Consider the following 19030-nt stretch of genomic DNA (forward strand, 5'->3'; position numbering starts at 1 on the left):
TGCCTCCATGGGCCGGACTCTGCCTGGGGTCAGACCTCGACGTCCTCCAGGATGCCGAGCGCGTCGGGCACCAGCACCGCGGCCGAGAAGTAGACACTGACCAGGTAGGAGATCAGGGCCCGGTCGTCGATGCCCATGAAGCGGACGTTCAGGGAGGGCTCGATCTCGTCGGGGATTCCCGTCTGGTGCAGCCCGATGACGCCCTGGTCCTCCGCTCCTGTGCGCATGGCCAGCACCGAGGTGGTGCCGTCCTCACGCACCGGGATCTTGTCGCAGGGCAGCAGTGGGATGCCGCGCCAGGCGTGTGCCTTGCTCCCCTCGACCTGGGTCGACTCGGGGTAGATGCCGCGCTTGCTGCACTCGCGGCCGATCGCGGCGATGGCTCGCGGATGTGCCAGCAGGTAGCGGGTCTTGCGGCGGCGTGAGATCAGCTCGTCCAGGTCCTCCGGGGCGGGCGGGCCCGAGCGGGTGCGGATGCGCTGGCTGAGATCGGCGTTGTACAGCAGCCCGAACTCGCGGTTGTTGACCAGCTCGTTCTCCTGGCGCTCGCGCAGCGCCTCGACGGTGAGCCGCAGTTGCTCCTGTACCTGGTTCATCGGGTCGTTGTAGATGTCGGCGACCCGGCTGTGCACCCTGAGTACGGTCTGCGCGACGGCCAGCTCGTACTCGCGCGGGCTCAGTTCGTAGTCGACGAACGTGCCCGGCAGCGGCTGTTCGCCAACGTGTCCTGAGGCCAGGGCGATATCCGCCTCGCCGCGCCTGTTCTGTGCCGGTACGGCGCGGGAGAGCACCGCGTCGAGGTGGTCGCGCAGCGGCGCGGAGGCGTCCGCTGTCTGCTGGAACGTGCTGCGCGGCAGCGCGAGTACGGTGCAGCGCGTGGTGGCGCGCAGGGTGTACTCCCAGCGTCCGGGCTCCGGGGTGAGGATCTGGTCGCCCGCGTGGTCGCCGTCCGCGATGACGCCGAGCTCGATCTCCTCGTCGTACTGTCCCGCCGTCTGCTTGATGACGCGGCCGTGCGCGATCAGCAGCAGTTCGGCCGCGGGCTCGCCGCGGGTGGCCAGCGCCTCACCGGGCGCGTACTCGCGCTGGGTGAAGCCGTCGGCCAGGGAGCGCAGGGCCGCCTCGTCCTCCAGACCGCGCAGCAGGGGGATCTCCCGCAGCTCGGCCGGGATGACGCTGACGTCGGCTCCGGTGGAGACGAACTCGATCCTGCCGTCGCCCAGGGTGTGGGTGAGCCGCCGGTTGACGCGGTAGGTGCCGCCGGTGGTCTCGGTCCAGGGCAGCACGCGCAGCAGCCAGCGGGGGGAGATCCCCTGCATCTGCGGCGGCGTCTTGGTCGTGGTGGTGAGGTTGCGCGCGGCCGCTGTGGAGAGGCTGGAGCGGTCCTGCTGGACTTCTTCGGGGTGCGTCGTCATCTGTCGCCAGTTCCTGGTGTTTCCGACTGCCGGTTTCCTGGTGTGCCGACGGCGGCCTGTCGCCGATGCCGGTCTGCGGGCAGGGGTCAGTGCCCGATCTCGACGTCCTCCAGAATTCCGAGCGCGTCGGGCACGAGGACGGCGGCGGAGTAGTAAGCGCTCACCAGATAGGACATGACGGCCTTTTCGTTGATGCCCATGAAGCGCACCGAAAGGCTCGGGCTGTACTCGTCGGGAATTCCCGTCTGGTGCAGCCCGACGACCCCTTGGGCCTTCTCGCCGGTGCGCATCGCGAGGACGGAGGTGCTGCCCTGCGGGCTCACCGGGATCTTGTTGCAGGGCAGGATCGGGACGCCGCGCCAGGCGGGCACGGAGTGGCCCTCGTAGTCGACGGACTGCGGGTAGACACCGCGCCTGCTGCACTCCCTGCCGATCGCGGCGATCGCCTTGGGGTGGGCCAGGATGACGCTGGGGTCCTTCCACACGGTGGCCAGCAGTTCGTCGAGGTCGTCGGGGGTCGGCGGGCCCGACCGGGTGTGGATGCGCTGCTTCATCTCGGCGTTGTGCAGCAGCCCTACCTGCCTGTTGTTGACCAGCTCGTGCTCCTGGCGCTCGCGCAGCGCCTCGATGGTGAGCCGCAGCTGCTCCTCGAGCTGGTTCATCGGGTGGTTGTACAGGTCGGCGACCCTGGTGTGGACGCGCAGCACGGTCTGGGCGACTTCCAGCTCGTACTCACGCGGGCTCAGCTCGTAGTCGACGAACGTGCCCGGCAGCGCCTGCTCGCCGACGTGCCCGGAGGCCAGCTCGATCGCGGACTCGCCGTTCTCCGTGCGCTGGGACGGGATCAGGGAGCGGGTGGCGGCCAGGTGGGCGCGGAGGGAGTCGGAGTCGGCGAGGACGGCGTCGAAGGCGCGCCGCTCCAGGGTGAGGACGGTGCCGCTGGTGAGCGAGGTGAGGGTGTGGTCCCAGGTGCCGGACTGGCCGGTCAGCCGGTCGTCACCGACGAAATCGCCGTCGGCGAGCACTCCCTGGGTGATGTCCTCGTCGTACCTGCCGCGGATCGACTGGCGCAGCTTGCCGTGCGCGATCAGCACCAGCCGGTCGGCGGGCTGACCCTCCTCCACGATCACCTCGCCGGGGCGGAAGTCGCGCTGCTCGCACCGGGCGGCGAGGGCTTCCAGCACCTCGCCGTCGTCGTAGCCGCGCAGTGTCGGCAGTTCGGTGAGCTCCAGCGGGATGACCCGGACCTCGGCGCCGGTGGAGATGAACTCGATGCGGCCGTCGCCGAGGGTGTGGCTCAGCCGCCGGTTCACCCGGAACGTGCCGCCGGTCACCTGCACCCACGGCAGGACCCGCAGCAGCCATCGCGAGGTGATCCCCTGCATCTGCGGGGGCGTCTTCGTGGTGGTCGCGAGATTCCGTGCCGCTGCTGTGGCGAGGCTCTGCTGCGCCTGCTCCGCGCTCTCGTTACCGGAATTCCGCTCCGCCGCAGTCGTCATCCGACACCGCCAATCCTCGTGATGATCTGTCAATTCACGCGCTGCGGCACGAAGCTAGGTGAGTCACATGAGAGGCGGCAATCGCTCAAAAGATGAGGCCGCCGTCCGAATGTCCGCGCGATTTCCGGGGTAAAGGCCGCCGCCCACTCCGGCTCTATACACCGAGGGTGACGAAAATCCGGCCGCGCTCACCGTGCGCGATATTTCCGGCGCCGGATGCGCCCTCCTTCCGCTCCGGAAACCCACCAGGATGTGCAGGCGCACCCAAGGGCGCGCGGACACGAGGTCCGCGCCCGCTGTCCGCTGCCGGAAACCCACTCAGTAAACTCGGCGGATCACGAGGGGAACGAAGCAGGCCCACGGAGCGGAGAGGGAGCCCACGGACCACAAAGTGCGCCCGGCACCGCCCGAACCACCGGACCGTTCACCCCGCGCCTCGACCAGGCGCGGGCCGGACCACCCGACCGGACGGCCGTCCGGTCGACAGACCCGGTCACAAATCGGTGACTTCAGGGCTCTTCGGCCCTTCTCGTGCATGTACCGAGCCTGGTGAGGTACGTAACGGACGGCGAGAAGGGGGTGAGCAGCGGTGCGCACTGTTGTCGGACTGTGGCGCTGGCGCGGAAATCCGCTGTGCCGCCGCACCGACCGCCGTGAGGCATGGCTGACCCTGTGGGCCGCGCTGCTGATCGTCCTGGGCACCCCGCTGGCGGGCTGGGGCGGTGCTGAGGCCGCCCACGAGGCGCTGCTGCACACGGCGCAGAAGCAGCAGCGGGAAAGACAGCGGATCTGGGCGACGGTCGAGCACGTGACCGTCCTTCCGCCGCTGGACTCCGAGACGGAGACGGCCGCCGGGGCCCCGAACCGCAACCGGGTAACAGCGCACTGGACGGGGCCCGACGGCAGCCGTCATGTGGGCACCGTCATGCTGCGCCATCCCGTCGAGCCCGGCAGCCGCTTCCGCGTGTGGGCCGATTCGCACGGCCGTCTGACGTCCCGCCCGATGAGTGCGCGCGGTGCCGACTCGTACTCGCTGCTGGCCGGGCTGGCCGCCGCCGCCTTCACCGCCGGAGCGCTGGAGGCCGGGCGCCGGACGACCGTGCGGCTGCTGCTGCGGCGCCGGTACGCGCGCTGGGACGAGGAGTGGGGCCGTATCGGTCCCGACTGGGGCCGTACCGGCACCAGCAGCTGACAGGCACCGGCGTCCCGGCGGTGCTCCGCAGGGACTTCACAGCGGCTCCGGAGAGCTTCCGCAGAAGCTCCGCAGAGGTGTCCGTGCCGGTCACTCGGTTGGACCCGTCAACGCTGACGACCAGCGCACGCTACGGTGGTGCGGCCGGCACGGACAGCGCACTCGGGCATTCCGTGCGACTGGCGCAACGCATCTTGGCACGCACGAGGTTGGGGCACAGCACTCCATGGCACAGGGCTCGGTCCAGGTGACGCACAGCGGCACGTCGCGGTGGCGGCGACGCACGGGCGAGTACGCGTCGTTGTCCGCCGCGCTGGAGGCGGCGGGCGACGGCGACGTCCTCACCGTGGCTCCGGGCACCTACCGGGAGAATCTCGTCATCGAGCGCATGGTGACGCTGCGCGGCCCGGAGCGAGGCGGCTCCGGGCCTGTTCGTATCGCGCCGGCGGACGGGGTGGCAGTGACCATACGCTCCGCCGCGCTCGTCCAGGACCTCCAGATCGAGGGCCAGGACTCGGCCGTACCCGCCGTGCTGGTGGAGGACGCGGCGCCGGAGCTGACCGGGCTGCGGGTGATGACCCGATCGGCCTCGGGGATCGAGGTGCGCGGCGGCGCGCGGCCCACCGTGCGTCGCTGCACCGTGGACAACCCGGCCGGGATCGGGCTCAGCATCACCGGTGGGGCGGGCGGCGTCTACGAGGAGTGCGAGGTGGTGGCCGCCGGCCAGTCCGGCGTCCTGGTGCGGGACGGCGCGCGTCCGCGCCTCGCACGGTGCCGGGTGCATCTCGCCTCGGGGGCCGGTATCGCGCTCCAGGGTGAGGGCACCACGCTGGAGGCGCTCGGCTGCGAGGTGTACGAGATCAAGGGCAGCGGGCTGCGCGTCGCGGCGCGCGCCAGCGGGCACTTCACCGACTGCCAGGTGCACCGCACCTCGGCCGACGGCGTCACCTTGGAGGCCGACGCCGTGCTCACCCTCGACGACTGCGACATCCACGACATCCCGGAGAACGCGGTCGATCTGCGGTCCCGCTCCGTGCTGACGCTGACCCGCTCCACGGTGCGCCGCTTCGGCCGCAACGGCCTGTCGGTGTGGGACCCGGGCACGCGCGCCGACGCCAACGGCTGTGAGATACACGAGAGTACGGGCGACTATCCCGCGGTGTGGGTCAGCGACGGTGCCACCGCGGTGCTGGACACCTGCCGGGTGCACTCGGTGCCCGACGCGCTGTTCGTCCTCGACCGTGGCTCCCGCGCCGACGTGCTCGACAGCGACCTGTCCCAGGTACGCGGCACCGCCGTCTCGGTGAGCGACGGCGCCGTCGTACAGCTGGACGACTGCCGGATCAGCAAGGCGGCCACCGGCGCCTGGTTCCGCGACCACGGCAGCGGCGGGGTGCTCAACGGCTGCACCATCGACCAGGCCGCGACGGGAGTCATCGTCACCAAGGGCGCGGATCCCACCATCGAGCGCTGCACGGTGAGCGGCGCCGGCGAGGCGGGGTTCTATGTGTCCGCCGAGGGGCGCGGGACGTTCCACAACTGCCGGGTGACCGGCTCGCGCGGCTACGGGTTCCACATCATCGACGGCTGCCGTACGACACTTCGCCGCTGCCGCACCGACCGGTGCACGCGCGGCGGCTACGAATTCGCCGAGGACGGCCCGACAGTCGAGGACTGCACCAGCGACGAGAGCGCGTCGGCCGTCACCGCGCTGCCCGCCACCGCGGCCAACTCCGCGGCCCCCGCGTCCGCTGCCGGCGGTTCGGGCGACGGCTCCACGGGGCTGCTGACCGCTCAGGCGGCGCTCCCCCGGCAGCGTTCGGGCAGCTCTACGGGGACGGCCCCGGCACTGGCCGCAGCGGGCGGCAGCACCGCATCCGGCGACGGCACGCCCGGCGAGGGCACGGACGCGGACGAGGGCGCACCGCGACCGGCCAAGGAGGTGCTGGGCGAACTCGACGCGCTGGTCGGGCTGGAGAGCGTCAAGCGCGAGGTCCGGGCGCTCACCGACATGATCGAGGTCGGCCGCAGGCGGGAGGCCGCGGGACTCAAGGCCGCGTCCGCGCGCCGCCATCTGGTCTTCACGGGCTCGCCCGGCACCGGCAAGACCACGGTGGCCCGCCTCTACGGCGAGATCCTGCGCTCCCTCGGTGTGCTGCGGCGTGGCCATCTGATGGAGGTCTCCCGTGTGGACCTGGTGGGCGAACACATCGGCTCGACGGCGCTGCGCACCCAGGAGGCGTTCGAGAAGGCCAAGGGCGGGGTGCTGTTCATCGACGAGGCGTACGCCCTCTCCCCGCAGGACTCGGGCCGCGACTTCGGCCGGGAGGCCATCGACACGCTGGTGAAGCTGATGGAGGACCACCGCGACGACGTGGTGGTCATCGTGGCGGGCTACACGACCGAGATGGAGCACTTCCTGGCCGCCAACCCGGGTGTGGCCTCCCGCTTCTCCCGCACCATCACCTTCGGCGACTACGCGCCGGAGGAACTGCTGCGCATCGTCGAGCAGCAGGCCGAGGAGCACGAGTACCACCTGGGCGAAGGGACGCGGCAGGCGCTGCTCGGCTATTTCACGCGGCTGCCCAAGGGCCCCTCGTTCGGCAACGGGCGTACGGCGCGGCAGACGTTCGAGGCGATGGTCGAGCGGCACGCGGGCCGGGTCGCGCAGCTGCCCGACCCGAGCACCGAGGACCTCACCCTGCTCTACCCCTCGGACCTGCCCGGCTCCGACTGAGCCGCACCGGCCCCCGCGCCGGCCGGACCGGCGTTCCGGGCGGCCGGACGGGGCTCGGCGGGCCCGCGCCCGGGCTGTCGCGGTATGCCCTGCCGACGCTCGTGGGACCGCCGGGAGCGGGCCTCGAGGCGGGCCAGCAGTCCGGCGCGCTCCTCCGCAAACGCCGGATCCGCCTGGTAGTCGCCGTGCGCCAGGATCGGCTCGGGCAGCGGCAATTCGCGGGTGCGGCCGTAGACGAGCGGGTCGTGGAGCGGGCCGCGGTCCACGCCGGGGCACTCCTCGGGCGGGCCGGGCTCGGGCGGGTCGGCGCTGTCGGGACTGACGGGGCCGCCGATCGGGTCGGTCAGCCGCCACAGGTTGCGCCAGCACTCCAGTCCGCCGTGCAGCGCGGCGAGCCGGTGCGGCCCGAAATAGGCGGGGAACCAGCGCCCGTAGAGGCGTTCCAGCGGTGAGCCGTAGGTGAGCAGCCCGATCTGGCGGCGGGTGTCGGGGTCCAGCTGCCAGACGGCAGCGGCCGCCAGGACGCTGCCCTGCGAGTGACCGGAGATCACCAGTTGCCGCTCCGGATGCCGGTCGGTCCACATCGCCATCCGCCAGGCCAGGTCGGGCACGGCGCGCTCGGCGTAGCAGGGCGGCGCGAACGGATGGGCGCAGCGCGGCCAGAAGGTGCCCACGTCCCACAGGATGCCGATGGTGCGGCGGGCCGAGGCGTCCTGGTAGGCGCGGCGGCTCCAGGCGAGCAGCAGGACGAAGGCGAAGCCGACCAGCCAGGAGCCGAGCGCCTGCACGGTGTCGGCGAACCCCGCGACGATGTCGGGCGCACCATTGGCCGCCTCCCCGGGTACCTGTCCGGTCCACATGGTGCCCACCACGGCCGCGCCGCCCAGCACGAGCGTGGCCGCGGCCACCGTCGCGATCAGCCAGGGCGCCCGGTCGGTGAGTCCGGCCCTGGCGATGGCGGACGCGATCCGGCGGGACCGGGACTCGTCGGGCACGACGCCGGGATAGCCGGCCGCCACATCGCCGGTGAGCCGTCGTACGTCGCGCCATACCCGGAAGGCGAACCAGCAGGCCAGCAGCAGCACCAGGGCGAGCAGCAGCGGGATCATGGAGGCCTGCCAGGTGAGGACGGTGGGCGGGCCGTCGATGTCGCCGCCGCCCCGGCCGGGCGTGCCGGGCCCGTCCAGCCAGTCGCCGACCCGCTGGGAGACTCCGCCGGAGAGCAGTCCGCCCAGTGCGCAGGCCAGCGTGCCGACGGCGGCCGAGGCCAGCCCGCCCAGCGCCGTACGCGGCACCCGGGTGGCGCGGTGCAGCCGCAGTCCGAGTACGCCGAGCGCGACCACGAGCGTGCCCTGGAGCACCGCGATGACGCTGAACGTCTCATCTCCCGGGAGCGTGCCGCTGGAGGTCCAGCCGGGACGGCTCCAGCCGCTGTGCACGACGGCGAGCAGCAGTACGGCGAGGGCGGCGCCGGGCAGCGCGCGTACGGCGAGGATGTCGGTGTCGCGGTCCGGTTCGCTCTCCTTGCGGCCCCTGCGGCAGACGACGAACAGCACCCAGGCGGCACCGGCGAGCACCAGCCCCTCCAGCAGCCATCCGCAGACGCTCAGTACGGCGTTTCCGCCGGGGCCGCGGTCGTGCCGGGTGGTGGCGGCGGTGAGGGCTGCGGCGACGGTCAGGAACCCGATGGCGGTGTGCGCGGCGCGCAGCCGGGCGACGAGGCGCTTGCCGTACCAGAAGCCGGGCAGCGACAGCGGCGGGCGTCCGTCGGCTGCCGGGGCGTCCTCCGGGACGGTGCGCTCCAGCGGTGGCTGTGACTCATACGCGCTCCAGGTGCGGTGCGAGAGCCACCACAGCAGCGCCGTCGCAGCGGTGGGCAGGACGGCGGCCAGTGCGAGCCTGCGGCCGGGCTGGCTCCACCAGCCGGGGTCACCGGTCCCCTGCTGCACTGTCATGAACGCGAGCCAGGACCGGTCCTGGCCGCAGCGCGCGGCTCCGGCGCACTGCCAGGCGATCAGATCCAGTGCGACCTCGCAGACGGCGGCGACCAGCAGCACGGTCAAGGAGAGCGCGATCAGCCGGACCACGAGGCCGTGCAGCCGTACTGTGTGGCAGCGGCCGTTGGAGGCGGGCCGGGTCCAGTGCGCGAGGTTGGCCACCATGAACGGCAGCAGGATCAGCCACAGGGCGCGAGCCCCGTTGCCCGAGGTGAGGTTGGACCAGCAGTACGCCTCCGGTACCGGCTTGCCCGCGTAGTCGTCGGGACGCCGCTCGGCGTCCTTGTCGTCGGCGCGGCGGTGAACCGCCGCCGTGCTGTCCCCGGTCACCCGCACGGTACGCGGGTCGCCGAGCATCTCGGCGGGAGTGGTTCCCCCCACTCCGTGTACGAGCAGTTCGAGTGCGAGTCCCGGTGCTTTCCCGGGCGCGCCGTTGGGCGCGTGGTCTGACGGCACTGTGCTTCCCCCGAGTCCCCCGAACGGTGTGTCAGCTTCGTCGGTGCCAGCATCACCGCCCGGGCCGCCGCTTTGCCAGCCCCTCACGGGTGAAGGTGGGGTGCGGACCGCTCGATCGCGCCAGCGGCGCACCTGTTGTACGCGTGCGAGGATGGCCCCACCGGCGGCCTCCCCCACAGCCCCGAGAAGTCGGTCAGGAAGGAACGGAGACAGCGGCAGTGAGCGACAACCAGAACCTCCTCGCCGAGCAGCGGCGCGCGCTGATCCTGGAGGAGGTGCGGCGCAGGGGCGGGGCGCGGGTCAACGAGCTGACCCGGAAGCTGTCGGTCTCGGACATGACGGTGCGACGCGACCTGGACGCACTGGCCCGGCAGGGTGCCCTGGAGAAGGTGCACGGCGGGGCCGTACCGGTCGCCGAGGCGAGCACGCACGAGCCCGGGTTCGAGGCTAAGTCCTCCCTGGAGCTGAGCGCGAAGGAGGACATCGCGCAGGCGGCGGCCACCATGGCGCAGCCGGGCACCGCGATCGCGCTGTCGGGCGGTACGACGACGTTCGCGCTGGCACGGCACCTGCTGGACGTGCCGAACCTGACGGTGGTCACCAACTCGGTGCGGGTCGCCGATGTGTTCCACTCCGCGCAGCGTGCGGGCGCCGGGGCCACGGGGAGCCGTCCGGGTGCGGCGACGGTGGTGCTGACGGGCGGCGTGCGTACGCCCTCGGACTCGCTGGTGGGTTCGGTCGCGGACGCGGCGATCCGGTCGCTGCACTTCGACGCGCTGTTCCTCGGGGTGCACGGCATATCGGTGGAGGCCGGGCTGTCCACGCCCAATCTGGCGGAGGCCGAGACGAACCGGCACTTCGTGGGTTCGGCGCGCCGGGTGATCGTGGTCGCGGACCACACCAAGTGGGGGACGGTGGGGCTCAGTTCGTTCGCGTCCCTGGACCAGGTGGATGCGCTGGTGACGGACAGCGGGATGCCGCCCGAGGCCCGTGAGGAGATCCGGGACCACCTGCCGGAGCTGGTGGTGGCCGGGGAGTCCGGGGAGCAGGACGCCGAGGTTGCCGCGAGCGCACTCTGAAGCGCGCGCTCTTGCAGCGCCCGGCGGCGGCCTTCGGCGGCCCGCTGCCGGCGGCTAGGCTGGTGCGGCTCCGCACGTCCGTTCGCGTACCGCTGGGGGTCGTTCGTATGGCACGTCTACTGTCGGCACGGCAACTGCGGCCCGTCGAGCTGGACTTCGCCGACACCGCACCGCTGCGGCTCGCCTTCACGGCGGACCTGGGGGTTTCTCCCGAGCGGGTGTACGCCGCGCTGGCCGACGAGTTGGAGACGTGGCCGTGCTGGTTCACGGCGGTCAGCGAGGTGCGGCCGACCGCCGGCGGCAAGGGCCGGGACGTCCGGCTGAAGGGCGGGGGCTTCTTCGAGGAGACGGTGCTGGCGGCGCGCCCCTGCGAGCGGTACACGTACCGGATCGACCGCACCAACGCGCCGGGCCTCCGCGCGATGGTGGAGGACTGGAACCTGGCCCCCTCCCCGGCAGGCGGCGCCCGGGTGCGCTGGACGATGGCCGTGGACGGCACAGGGGCGCTGCGTACGGTGCTGCTGCTGGGCAGGCCGGGCCTCGGGGCCTCGTTCCGGGACGCGATGCGGAAGCTGGAGCGCAGGCTGCGCCCCTGAGCGACGGGGGCCGCGGGGCCAGGCGGCAGGGGGCCGGCTGCAGCAGGGGCGGACTACAGCAGCGGGCCTACGACGGCTCCGTCCACTCTCCCGTGGCCAGGAAGCGCTCCAGGATGCGGGTGTACGGTCCGATGTCCAGGCCCTGTCCGGCGAGCCAGCTGTCCGAGTAGTACTTGTCCAGGTACCTCTCGCCCGGGTCGCAGAGCAGCGTGACGACGCTGCCGTGCTCGCCGGCGGCCAGCATCTCGGCGACGATCCGCAGGCTGCTCCACAGTCCGGTGCCGGTCGAGCCGCCCGCCTTGCGCCCCAGCACCCGGTCGAGCGTGCGTACGGCGGCCACGCTGGCGGCGTCCGGGACCTTCATCATGCGGTCGATGGCGCCGGGCACGAAGCTGGGCTCCATACGGGGCCGGCCGATGCCCTCGATCCGGGAGCCGGACTCGTTGGTGGCGTCCGGGTCGCCGCGGGTCCAGCCGTCGAAGAAGCAGGAGTTCTCCGGGTCGGGGACGCAGACCCGGGTGTCGTACTGCATGTAGCGGATGTAGCGCGCGAAGGTCGCCGAGGTGCCGCCGGTGCCCGCGGTGGCGACGATCCAGGCGGGTTCCGGGTACCGCTCGCGGCAGAGCTGCTGGTAGACGGATTCGGCGATGTTGTTGTTCCCGCGCCAGTCGGTGGCCCGTTCGGCGTAGGTGAACTGGTCCATGAAGTGTCCGCCGCTCTCTGCGGCGAGGCGTGCGGAGACCTCGTAGACGGTGCGCGGATCGTCCACCAGGTGGCAGGTGCCGCCCTGGAACTCGATCAGCCGGGTCTTCTCGCGGCTCGTCGTGCGCGGCATCACCGCGATGAACGGCACTCCGATCAGCTTGGCGAAGTACGCCTCGCTCAGGGCAGTGGAGCCGCTGGACGCCTCGATGACGGGGCGGCCGGGGCGGATCCAGCCGTTGCACAGCGCATAGAGGAACAGCGAGCGCGCCAGGCGGTGTTTGAGGCTGCCGGTGGGGTGGGTCGACTCGTCCTTGAGATACAGGTCGATGCCCCACTCCTCGGGGAGCGGAAAGGCCAGCAGGTGGGTGTCGGCGCTGCGGCCGCTCTCGGCCCGCACCTTGCGTACCGCCTCCTTGAGCCAGCGGCGGTGGTCCGGGTCGCTGCGGTCCACGTCCTGGGTGGGGAGTTCCGGGACAGGAGGGGCGGGTTCGGTGGTGCTCACGGGCCGATCATAGAGCGGGCCGATAGACAGGCCCGGACATGGGCATGCTTCCCGGCGAGGGGTGGAGCTTCTCGGGGTGTACGTGCACCGCTGGGGGGTACCCCTGCTCGGCAGGAAGCGGTGGGAGGCGGTGTGAAGTGGCGGATCCGGAGTTCGACGCGACTGGGGTCGGGATAAGCCGGATGCTTCGCTCACTCACCCGGGCCGGCCATGTGCTGGTGCGGGACGGCGAGCTGGTGCTGATGACCAGCTACGGCAGTGAGATCGACAGCGCGCCGGTCGACGAGGTGCGGATCAGCGGCTACGGGCTGCGGGATCAGGCGCTGGCGACACTGCGCGGCAGAAGCTATCTGCTGCGGCTGGGCCTGAAGCATCGGGAGGGGCTGCTGTCGGCCGTACGTACGGCACGGGCCAAGGTCGCCGCGGAGCGGGGTCTGCTCGGCAGATGAGCAGACACTGAGCTCAGTGTGTGACCAAATCGTCGCTGTGCGTTTGCACGTCCGCTCGTCCGCTCTCATCCTGGCTCTGTAGCGCACGTCACATGTGATCCGTCCCCGCCCTTCGGCGGCCCTCGTGAGGGAGTCACAGTCGTGATCAGTCCACCGAGCAGCACGAGCAAGCACACCACGTCGGCGCGCCACTGTGCCGTGGAGTTCCAGGCGCTTCCCTCGCGCATAGGCCAGGTCCGCAGAATCGTCTCCGCGCAGCTGCGGTACTGGCGTCTGGACGCCCTCATAGACGCCACGGCCCTCGGGCTGACCGAGTTGCTGGCCAATGTGCACCGGCACGCGGAACCGGAGGCGCGCGGCGACGGTCCCGCCCTCGCCGACAAGCACTGCACCGTGGAGCTCTCCTTCATGTGGGACCGGCTCACGGTGTCGGTGCGGGACCACGATCCCAGGCTGCCCCGGGTACGTGGCCCGGCCGCGCGGGAACCGCTGTCCACCAGCGGGCGGGGGCTGGCCCTGGTGGCGTCCATCAGTGAGAGCTGGGGGATGCGCACCCAGGCCGACGGCTCGGGGAAGACCGTTTGGTTCTCCCTCCCGGCGCCCCCGCAGGAGAGGGCCGCCCAGTCCCGGGTCCGTCCGGGCAGTACCGCCCGGACGGACCACACGTCCCCCGCTCCGGCCCCCGTACCGCCGCCCGTCGAGGTGGAGCCGGCGACAGCGGGTTGAGGCCCGCTCCGGCGGCTCCACCCGGGGCTACTCGGTGGCGATGGCGCGCAGCGTGTCCAGGCGTGCGGCCCTGCGGGCGGGTCGCCAGCCCGCCAGCAGGCCGGCGGTGACGCCGACGAGGGCCACCACGGTCAGCTGGAGCGGCGGCAGGCTGAAGACGCTCAGTCCCCGGCTGTCGGTTGCCCGTACCAGGGCCCAGCCAAGGAACCCGCCGAGGCCGAGCCCGCCGACGGTGCCGAAGGCGGCGACCAGCACCGACTCCCACCGCACCATGGCCCGCAGTTGACCGCGGGTCTGGCCGACGGATCGGAGCAGCCCGAGCTCCCTGGTGCGCTCGTGCACGGCGAGGGTGAGGGTGTTGGCGATGCCGAGCAGCGCGATGAGGACGGCGAGGCCCAGCAGTGCGTAGACGAGGGTGAGCATCATGTCGATGCCGCCGGCCGCGGACTGCGCGTACTCCTGGCGGGTCTGCACTTCCGGTTTGCCGTACCGGTCGGCGACCCGCTCGACGGCGGCCCTGCCCGCTTCCTGGGAGACGCCGTCCTTGAAGCTGACGGCCAGCAGACGGTCGGCGTCCTGGCTGCGGTGCGATGCCCACGCCTGAGGGGTGATCACGTAGTCGCCGGTCAGTTCGCCCGTCTCGTAGACGGCGCGGACGGTGAAACGCTGTGCGGTGCCGTCGGTGAAGGTGAGCGTCGTGGTGGAGCCGGGCCGCCAGTCGTGGTCGGCGGCCTCGCTCCGCGAGACGGCGATGCCGCGGGTGCCCAGGTCCGTGAGCGAGCCGTCCACCTCGCCCAGGTTCATGACGCGGGGCAGTGCGGCCGGGTCGGTCACGGTCAGTTCCCGGCCGGCGCCGTCGACGCGGGCGACACCCTGCCCCAGGCCGAGCGCGGTGTCCACCTCGGGCAGCCGCTGTACGGCAGGGGCCAGTTGAGGGCTCAGGTCGCTGCCGCCGGCGCCGAAGCCGGGGGTGCTGACAGCGACGTCCCCGGCGAAGTTGCGGCTGACGGTCTCGTCCATCATCGCCTTCAGCGAGGAGGCGAAGACGGTGAAGAGGGTGACGACGGCGACGCCGATCATCAGCGCCCCCGCGGTCGCCGCGGTCCGCTTGGGGCTGCGCAGCGCGTTGCGCCGGGCGAGCACCCCGGTCGTACCGCGCAGCCTGGCCACGGGCCCGCCCAGGGCGCGGACGGCCAGGGTGGCCGCCGCCGGGCCCAGGACGATGAACGCCGCGAGCACCGCGACGGCACCGGACGCGGTCGTCGTCACCGATCTGCTGCCGGAGGCGGCCCCCAGCGCGGCGAGCGCGACCCCGGCAGCGCCGAGCACGACTCCGAGAGCGGCGCGGCCGCGGGAGACGCGGGTGTCCTCCGCAGCGGTCTCCCGCAACGCCGCCAGCGGCGCGGTGCGTGCGGCCCGTACGGCGGGCAGCAGCGCGGAGGCGAGACACACCACGACTCCGACGCCGAGCGGCAGCAGCAGGGACAGGGCGCTGATGACCAACGAGCCCTCGGGGAACGGGAATCCGATCGCCGGGAAGAGCAGCTGGAGCCCGGCGGCGATGCCGATCCCCGCGCCGAGCCCCACGGCCGAGGCGATCGCGCCGACGACCGCGGCCTCGCTCAGCGTGGTGCCCAGCACCTGGCGGCGGGAGGCGCCCAGGGCGCGCAACAGGGCGTTCTCCCGGGTGCGTTGGGCGACGACGATCGCGAAGGTGTTGTGGATGGAGAAGACGGCGACCAGCAGCGCGATACCGGAGAAGACGAGCAGCAGGCTGGTGAAGAGGGTCAGGAACTGGCCGGAGATGTTCTCGGAGTTCTCCTCGGCCGCCTCCTGTCCCGTGACGGCCTCCACGCCCTTGGGCAGTGCGGACTCCAGCCGCTCGGCGAGCTCCCGCTGACCGGTGCCGTCCTCGGCCCTGACCCGGATCGAGGCGGCCATGCCGGGCTCGGGCATCAGATACTTCTCGGCGTCCGCGCGCGTCATCCCGGTGAAGGTGGACTGCGCCATGCCGCTCTCGCCGCCGAAGGTGGCCAGGCCGACGATCTTCACCCGGACGGGCTCGGGGGTGCGCAGCGTCGTCACGTCGCCGAGGGCGAGCTTGCCGGACTCGGCGGCGCCCTCGTTGACGACGACCTCGCCCGCCGAGCGGGGTGCGCGGCCCCGGGAGAGCTCGTAGGGGTTGAGTTCCCTGTCGTGGATCCAGTTGCCGGCGGTGGTGGGTGGGCCCTGGCCGCCCACGGGTTCGCCGTCCGCACCGACGAGTTGCCCGGCGCCCTCGATGCTGGGTTCGGCGGCGGCGACGCCGGGCGTGCCGCGGACGGCCTGCAGGCTCTCGCCGGTGCGCAGCGGGCTGCGGGCGCCCATGGCGTCGTCGGAGGTGGTGATGACGCTGTCGCTGCGCACCACCGCGTCGGTGCCGCTGGTGGCGTTGCCGAACATCGTGTCGAAACTGGCCCGCAGGGTGTCCCCCATCACGAGGGTGCCGGTGAGGAAGGCGACACCCAGCAGTACGGCGGAGAAGGTCCCGGCGAAGCGCCGTTTGCGGGTGCGCAGCGAGGCGAAGCTGATCCGCAGCGCGGCGCGGGAGCTGCCGTCGGCGCTGGTCCGGGTACCGCTGTCGGCGCCCGCGGGGGTTCCGGTGTCGGTCCTCATCGGGCCGCCCCCATGCGGTCGTACGACTTGAGCTGGTCCAGCACCCGCTCCGCTGTGGGCTGTTGCATCCGTCCGGCGAGCCGGCCGTCGGCGAGGAAGACGACCTCGTCGGCGTGTGCGGCGGCCACCGGGTCGTGGGTGACCATGACGACGGTGCGGCCCATCTCGTGCACCGCGCGGCCCAGCAGCCCTAGCACCTCCTCACTCGATTGGGAGTCGAGGTTGCCGGTGGGCTCGTCGGCGAAGACCACCTCGGGCCGGGAGGCCAGCGCCCGGGCGACGGCGACCCGCTGCTGCTGCCCGCCGGAGAGTTCGCCGGGCCGGTGGTGCAGCCGGTCGCCGAGTCCGACGACGTCGATGAGAGCGGCGGTCCACTCCGGGTCGGGGCGCGAGCCGGCCAGATCCTGCGGGAGAGTGATGTTCTCGGCGACGTTGAGGGTCGGCAGCAGGTTGAACGCCTGGAAGACGAAGCCGACCCGCTCGCGGCGCAGCAGGGTGAGCTTCTTGTCGCCGAGGGAGCCCAGTTCGGTGCTGCCGATGAACGCCTGCCCCGCGGTGAGTGTGTCCAGCCCGGCGGCGCAGTGCATCAGGGTGGACTTGCCGGATCCCGAGGGCCCCATGATGGCGGTGAAGCGGCCCGCCGCGAAGCCGAGTGTCACACCGTCGAGTGCGCGGACCTCCGTGTCACCGGCGCCGTAGACCTTCACGGCGCCGGTGACACGGGCTGCGGCGGTGCCGCTCATCGGTTGCCGCCCTTGGCCCCGTGGCCGCGCTCGCGGGTGCTCTCGTTCAGTACGGAGACGCGGCGCCAGTACTCGTCCTCGTCGATCTCGCCCTCCGCGAACCGCCGGTCGAGCAGATGGAGCGGGCTCTCGGTGCCGCCCTGCGTCATGTGCGGCTGCGGCTGCCAGGGGCCGCGGGGGCCGCGGGGGCCGCGGCCGCCGCGCCACACGGTGCGGCGCAGCAGGAAGATCCCGCCCGCGATGACGGTTGCCCAGACGAGGGGGAAGAACAGGATCCAGGGGCCCGGTCCTGAGCCGTTGTGCCATTGCGCCAGGGTCTGCATGATCCTCAGCTCCTCGGTAGCGGTGTGCCTTTGTCGCTACCGAGCGTGCTCGCCGAGAGGGTGCCCGGTCGTCGTACGGCCAGCGGCAGTACGGATACCTCCCGGGGAGTACGGAGAGGATTTCCGGCTGCTCCTCGCGGGGCGCGTCACCGGCGGTGGCTACCCACCCCGGCGACGACCAGCGGCATCCTGTTGACCGGCAACTTCCCGGCGCATGCACACCCGTGGCCAGCGGTCCAGCCCTGCCTTGGTCTCCCTGATGCGGATCTCCCGCAGTTCTGGGCCGAGTTCATGTGCGGCGAGGGTGCGGAAGCCGAGGCGTGCGTAGTAGGGCGCGTTCCAGGGGACCTCGGTGAAGGTGGTGAGGGTGAGCGCGGGCATCCGGTCGGCTGCCGCCCGGTCCGTCAGGTGGTCCAGGAGGGCGCGGCCGATGCCGCGCCGGGCGCGGTCCGGGTGGACGGAGAGCTGCTCGATGTGCAGGCAGCCGTCGACCGGTTCGGTGAGCGCGTAGGCGACGGGTGGGCCGCCCGTCGTGTCTGTGGCGACCCACAGTCCGCCCGCGTCCGCGAACTCGCGCAGGCACTCCGTCGAGGGCGGCTCGTCGTCGGCTATTTCGTCCATCCCGAGGTCGCGGAACCAGCGGCCCGCTGCCCGTTCGATCTCCTGGAGCCTGCCGAGTTCGCGGGCGGCGCCCGCTCGGATAAGCATGGGGCTATCCTCCCAGCGCTCCGATCGGGTCATCGAGTACGGGCTGCCAGGCCAGTTCGGCGGCGCCGACCAGGGAGTTGTGCTCCAGTTCGCTGGGGAGCACGGGAACACTGCCGCTGAGCCCCCACAGGCTGCGGTCCGCGACGACGCCGCGCAGCCGGTCGCCGTCGGCCTCCACCAGGGCGCGGTGCAGTCCGGCGAGCACGATGCGGTCCGGGTTGAGGATGTTGACGAGCCCGGCGAGGCCGAGTCCGAGCCGGTCGATGAGCCGGCCGGCCGCCTCGCGGACGCCGGAGTCGGTGTCGTACTCCGTACGGACCAGTTCGGAGGCCTGGGTCAGCAGCGAGGTGCCGGATTCTGGCTCGCGCCCGGCGGCGTCGAAGAGCGCCACCGGGTCGGTCTCCACATCCAGGCAGCCGCAGCTGCCGCAGTGGCAGGGGCGGCCCTCGGGGTCGACGGTCAGGTGCCCCACCTCCATGGCGAGGCCCGAACTGCCGGTGTGCAACCGCCCGTCGAGTACGAGTGCGCCGCCCACACCGTGGTGTCCGGTGCCGACGACGAGCAGATGGCGGGCTCCGCGCCCGGCGCCGTGCCGGTGCTCGGCCAGCGCTGCGACGTTGAGGTCGTTGGCTGCGAAGCCGGTGACCGTGCCACCGTCCGCCTGGTCGATGACCCCGGCATCGGCGAGGCAGGCGCGGAAGGTGTCGCGGACCGGGGCGCCCGCCTCCCAGGCGAGGTGCAGCGGGTTGAGCGCGGTGCCTTCCGGCTCCGCGACGGCGGAGGGCACGGCCAGCCCAGCGCCGACGCAGCGCCGCCCCGTGCTGCGCAGCAACTCGGCGCCCACCTCGACGACTTCGCTGATGACCTGCGCGGGGTCGGCGTCCACGGTGCCGCAACCCGGTGCGGTGGCGACGATGCGCCCGCCGAGGCCGACCAGGGCCGCCCGGAAACCGTCCGCGTGGATCTGCGCGGCCAGCGCCACGGGTCCGGCGGGGTCGACGGCGAGCCGGTGCGAGGGGCGGCCCTGGCTGCCGACGGGGGCGGTGGGATGGGCGTCGACCGTGATGAGTCCGAGGGCTTCCAGCTCGGCGGCGACGGCCCCGGCGGTGGCGCGGGTCACGCCCAGTTCGGCGGTGAGCACGGCGCGGGTGGGCGCCTGCCCGGTGTGGACCAGCTCCAGTGCGGGCCCGAGCGCCGAACGCCCTCTCTCCAACCTTGTTGTACGCGTGTGGGTCACGCCTCTATTCT

General features: G+C 72.4%; 15 protein-coding genes. 6 read left to right on the forward strand and 9 right to left on the reverse strand.

Translation table 11 applies throughout. The annotated features are described in order from the left end of the window. Positions 1-29 precede the first annotated feature (29 nt). Together ACQEU8_RS21985 and ACQEU8_RS21990 are read right to left on the reverse strand one after the other, a co-directional pair. On the reverse strand, positions 30-1415 hold the full coding sequence (locus ACQEU8_RS21985; RefSeq protein WP_433103677.1) for a family 2B encapsulin nanocompartment shell protein: 1386 nt from the start codon (positions 1413-1415) through the stop codon (positions 30-32). A gap of 86 nt (positions 1416-1501) precedes the next feature. After that, a complete protein-coding gene (locus tag ACQEU8_RS21990; protein WP_433103679.1) occupies positions 1502-2914 on the reverse strand; it encodes a family 2B encapsulin nanocompartment shell protein in 1413 nt (470 codons plus the stop codon). A gap of 589 nt (positions 2915-3503) precedes the next feature. Between ACQEU8_RS21990 and ACQEU8_RS21995 the strand changes: the two genes are divergently transcribed. Together ACQEU8_RS21995 and ACQEU8_RS22000 are read left to right on the forward strand one after the other, a co-directional pair. Beyond that, complete coding sequence (locus ACQEU8_RS21995) at positions 3504-4106, forward strand: Rv1733c family protein (protein WP_433103681.1); 603 nt, start codon at positions 3504-3506, stop codon at positions 4104-4106. Between the two features lie 226 nt (positions 4107-4332). Continuing rightward, the gene (locus ACQEU8_RS22000; RefSeq protein ID WP_433103683.1) at positions 4333-6843 is read left to right on the forward strand and encodes a right-handed parallel beta-helix repeat-containing protein; all 2511 of its coding nucleotides are present in this window, start codon (positions 4333-4335) and stop codon (positions 6841-6843) included. On the opposite strand, the gene ACQEU8_RS22005 is transcribed toward ACQEU8_RS22000, so the two are convergent. Continuing rightward, positions 6813-9296: a hypothetical protein gene (locus ACQEU8_RS22005; protein ID WP_433103685.1), complete on the reverse strand. Its 2484-nt coding sequence runs from the start codon at positions 9294-9296 to the stop codon at positions 6813-6815. The two genes, ACQEU8_RS22000 and ACQEU8_RS22005, sit on opposite strands and share 31 nt — an antisense overlap. 218 nt (positions 9297-9514) lie before the next feature. Between ACQEU8_RS22005 and ACQEU8_RS22010 the strand changes: the two genes are divergently transcribed. Both ACQEU8_RS22010 and ACQEU8_RS22015 read left to right on the forward strand, forming a co-directional pair. After that, a complete protein-coding gene (locus ACQEU8_RS22010) occupies positions 9515-10375 on the forward strand; it encodes a DeoR/GlpR family DNA-binding transcription regulator (RefSeq protein ID WP_433103687.1) in 861 nt (286 codons plus the stop codon). Between the two features lie 107 nt (positions 10376-10482). Beyond that, complete coding sequence (locus tag ACQEU8_RS22015; RefSeq protein ID WP_433103689.1) at positions 10483-10971, forward strand: SRPBCC family protein; 489 nt, start codon at positions 10483-10485, stop codon at positions 10969-10971. Positions 10972-11038: 67 nt separating this feature from the next. Here ACQEU8_RS22015 and ACQEU8_RS22020 read toward each other — a convergent pair whose 3' ends face one another. Next, positions 11039-12178: a PLP-dependent cysteine synthase family protein gene (locus tag ACQEU8_RS22020; protein WP_433103691.1), complete on the reverse strand. Its 1140-nt coding sequence runs from the start codon at positions 12176-12178 to the stop codon at positions 11039-11041. 137 nt (positions 12179-12315) lie between these two features. On the opposite strand from ACQEU8_RS22020, the gene ACQEU8_RS22025 reads away from it, so the two are divergent. Next, entirely contained in the window at positions 12316-12627 is a 312-nt protein-coding gene (locus tag ACQEU8_RS22025; RefSeq protein ID WP_433103693.1) for a hypothetical protein, read from the forward strand. A gap of 141 nt (positions 12628-12768) precedes the next feature. Next, complete coding sequence (locus ACQEU8_RS22030; RefSeq protein ID WP_433103695.1) at positions 12769-13353, forward strand: ATP-binding protein; 585 nt, start codon at positions 12769-12771, stop codon at positions 13351-13353. 27 nt (positions 13354-13380) lie between these two features. On the opposite strand, the gene ACQEU8_RS22035 is transcribed toward ACQEU8_RS22030, so the two are convergent. The 5 genes from ACQEU8_RS22035 to ACQEU8_RS22055 all read right to left on the reverse strand — a co-directional run bounded on the left by ACQEU8_RS22035 (position 13381) and on the right by ACQEU8_RS22055 (position 19019). Then, positions 13381-16008 (reverse strand): ABC transporter permease, encoded by a 2628-nt coding sequence (locus ACQEU8_RS22035; protein WP_433103697.1) that lies wholly within the window; start codon positions 16006-16008, stop codon positions 13381-13383. After that, entirely contained in the window at positions 16005-16751 is a 747-nt protein-coding gene (locus tag ACQEU8_RS22040; RefSeq protein ID WP_433103699.1) for an ABC transporter ATP-binding protein, read from the reverse strand. Before ACQEU8_RS22040 ends, ACQEU8_RS22035 begins: the two co-directional genes overlap by 4 nt. Beyond that, positions 16748-17074 carry an SHOCT domain-containing protein gene (locus ACQEU8_RS22045; protein WP_433103702.1) on the reverse strand — a complete coding sequence of 109 codons (327 nt, stop codon included), beginning with the start codon at positions 17072-17074 and terminating at the stop codon, positions 16748-16750. The genes ACQEU8_RS22040 and ACQEU8_RS22045 overlap by 4 nt, the downstream gene beginning before the upstream one ends. 159 nt (positions 17075-17233) lie before the next feature. Next, entirely contained in the window at positions 17234-17782 is a 549-nt protein-coding gene (locus ACQEU8_RS22050) for a GNAT family N-acetyltransferase (protein WP_433103704.1), read from the reverse strand. Positions 17783-17786: 4 nt separating this feature from the next. After that, positions 17787-19019, reverse strand: coding sequence for an ROK family protein (locus ACQEU8_RS22055; RefSeq protein ID WP_433103706.1), 1233 nt, complete (start codon positions 19017-19019; stop codon positions 17787-17789). Positions 19020-19030 lie beyond the last annotated feature (11 nt).

The organism is Streptomyces sp. CA-250714 (assembly GCF_050936705.1).
Taxonomy (GTDB): domain Bacteria; phylum Actinomycetota; class Actinomycetes; order Streptomycetales; family Streptomycetaceae; genus Streptomyces.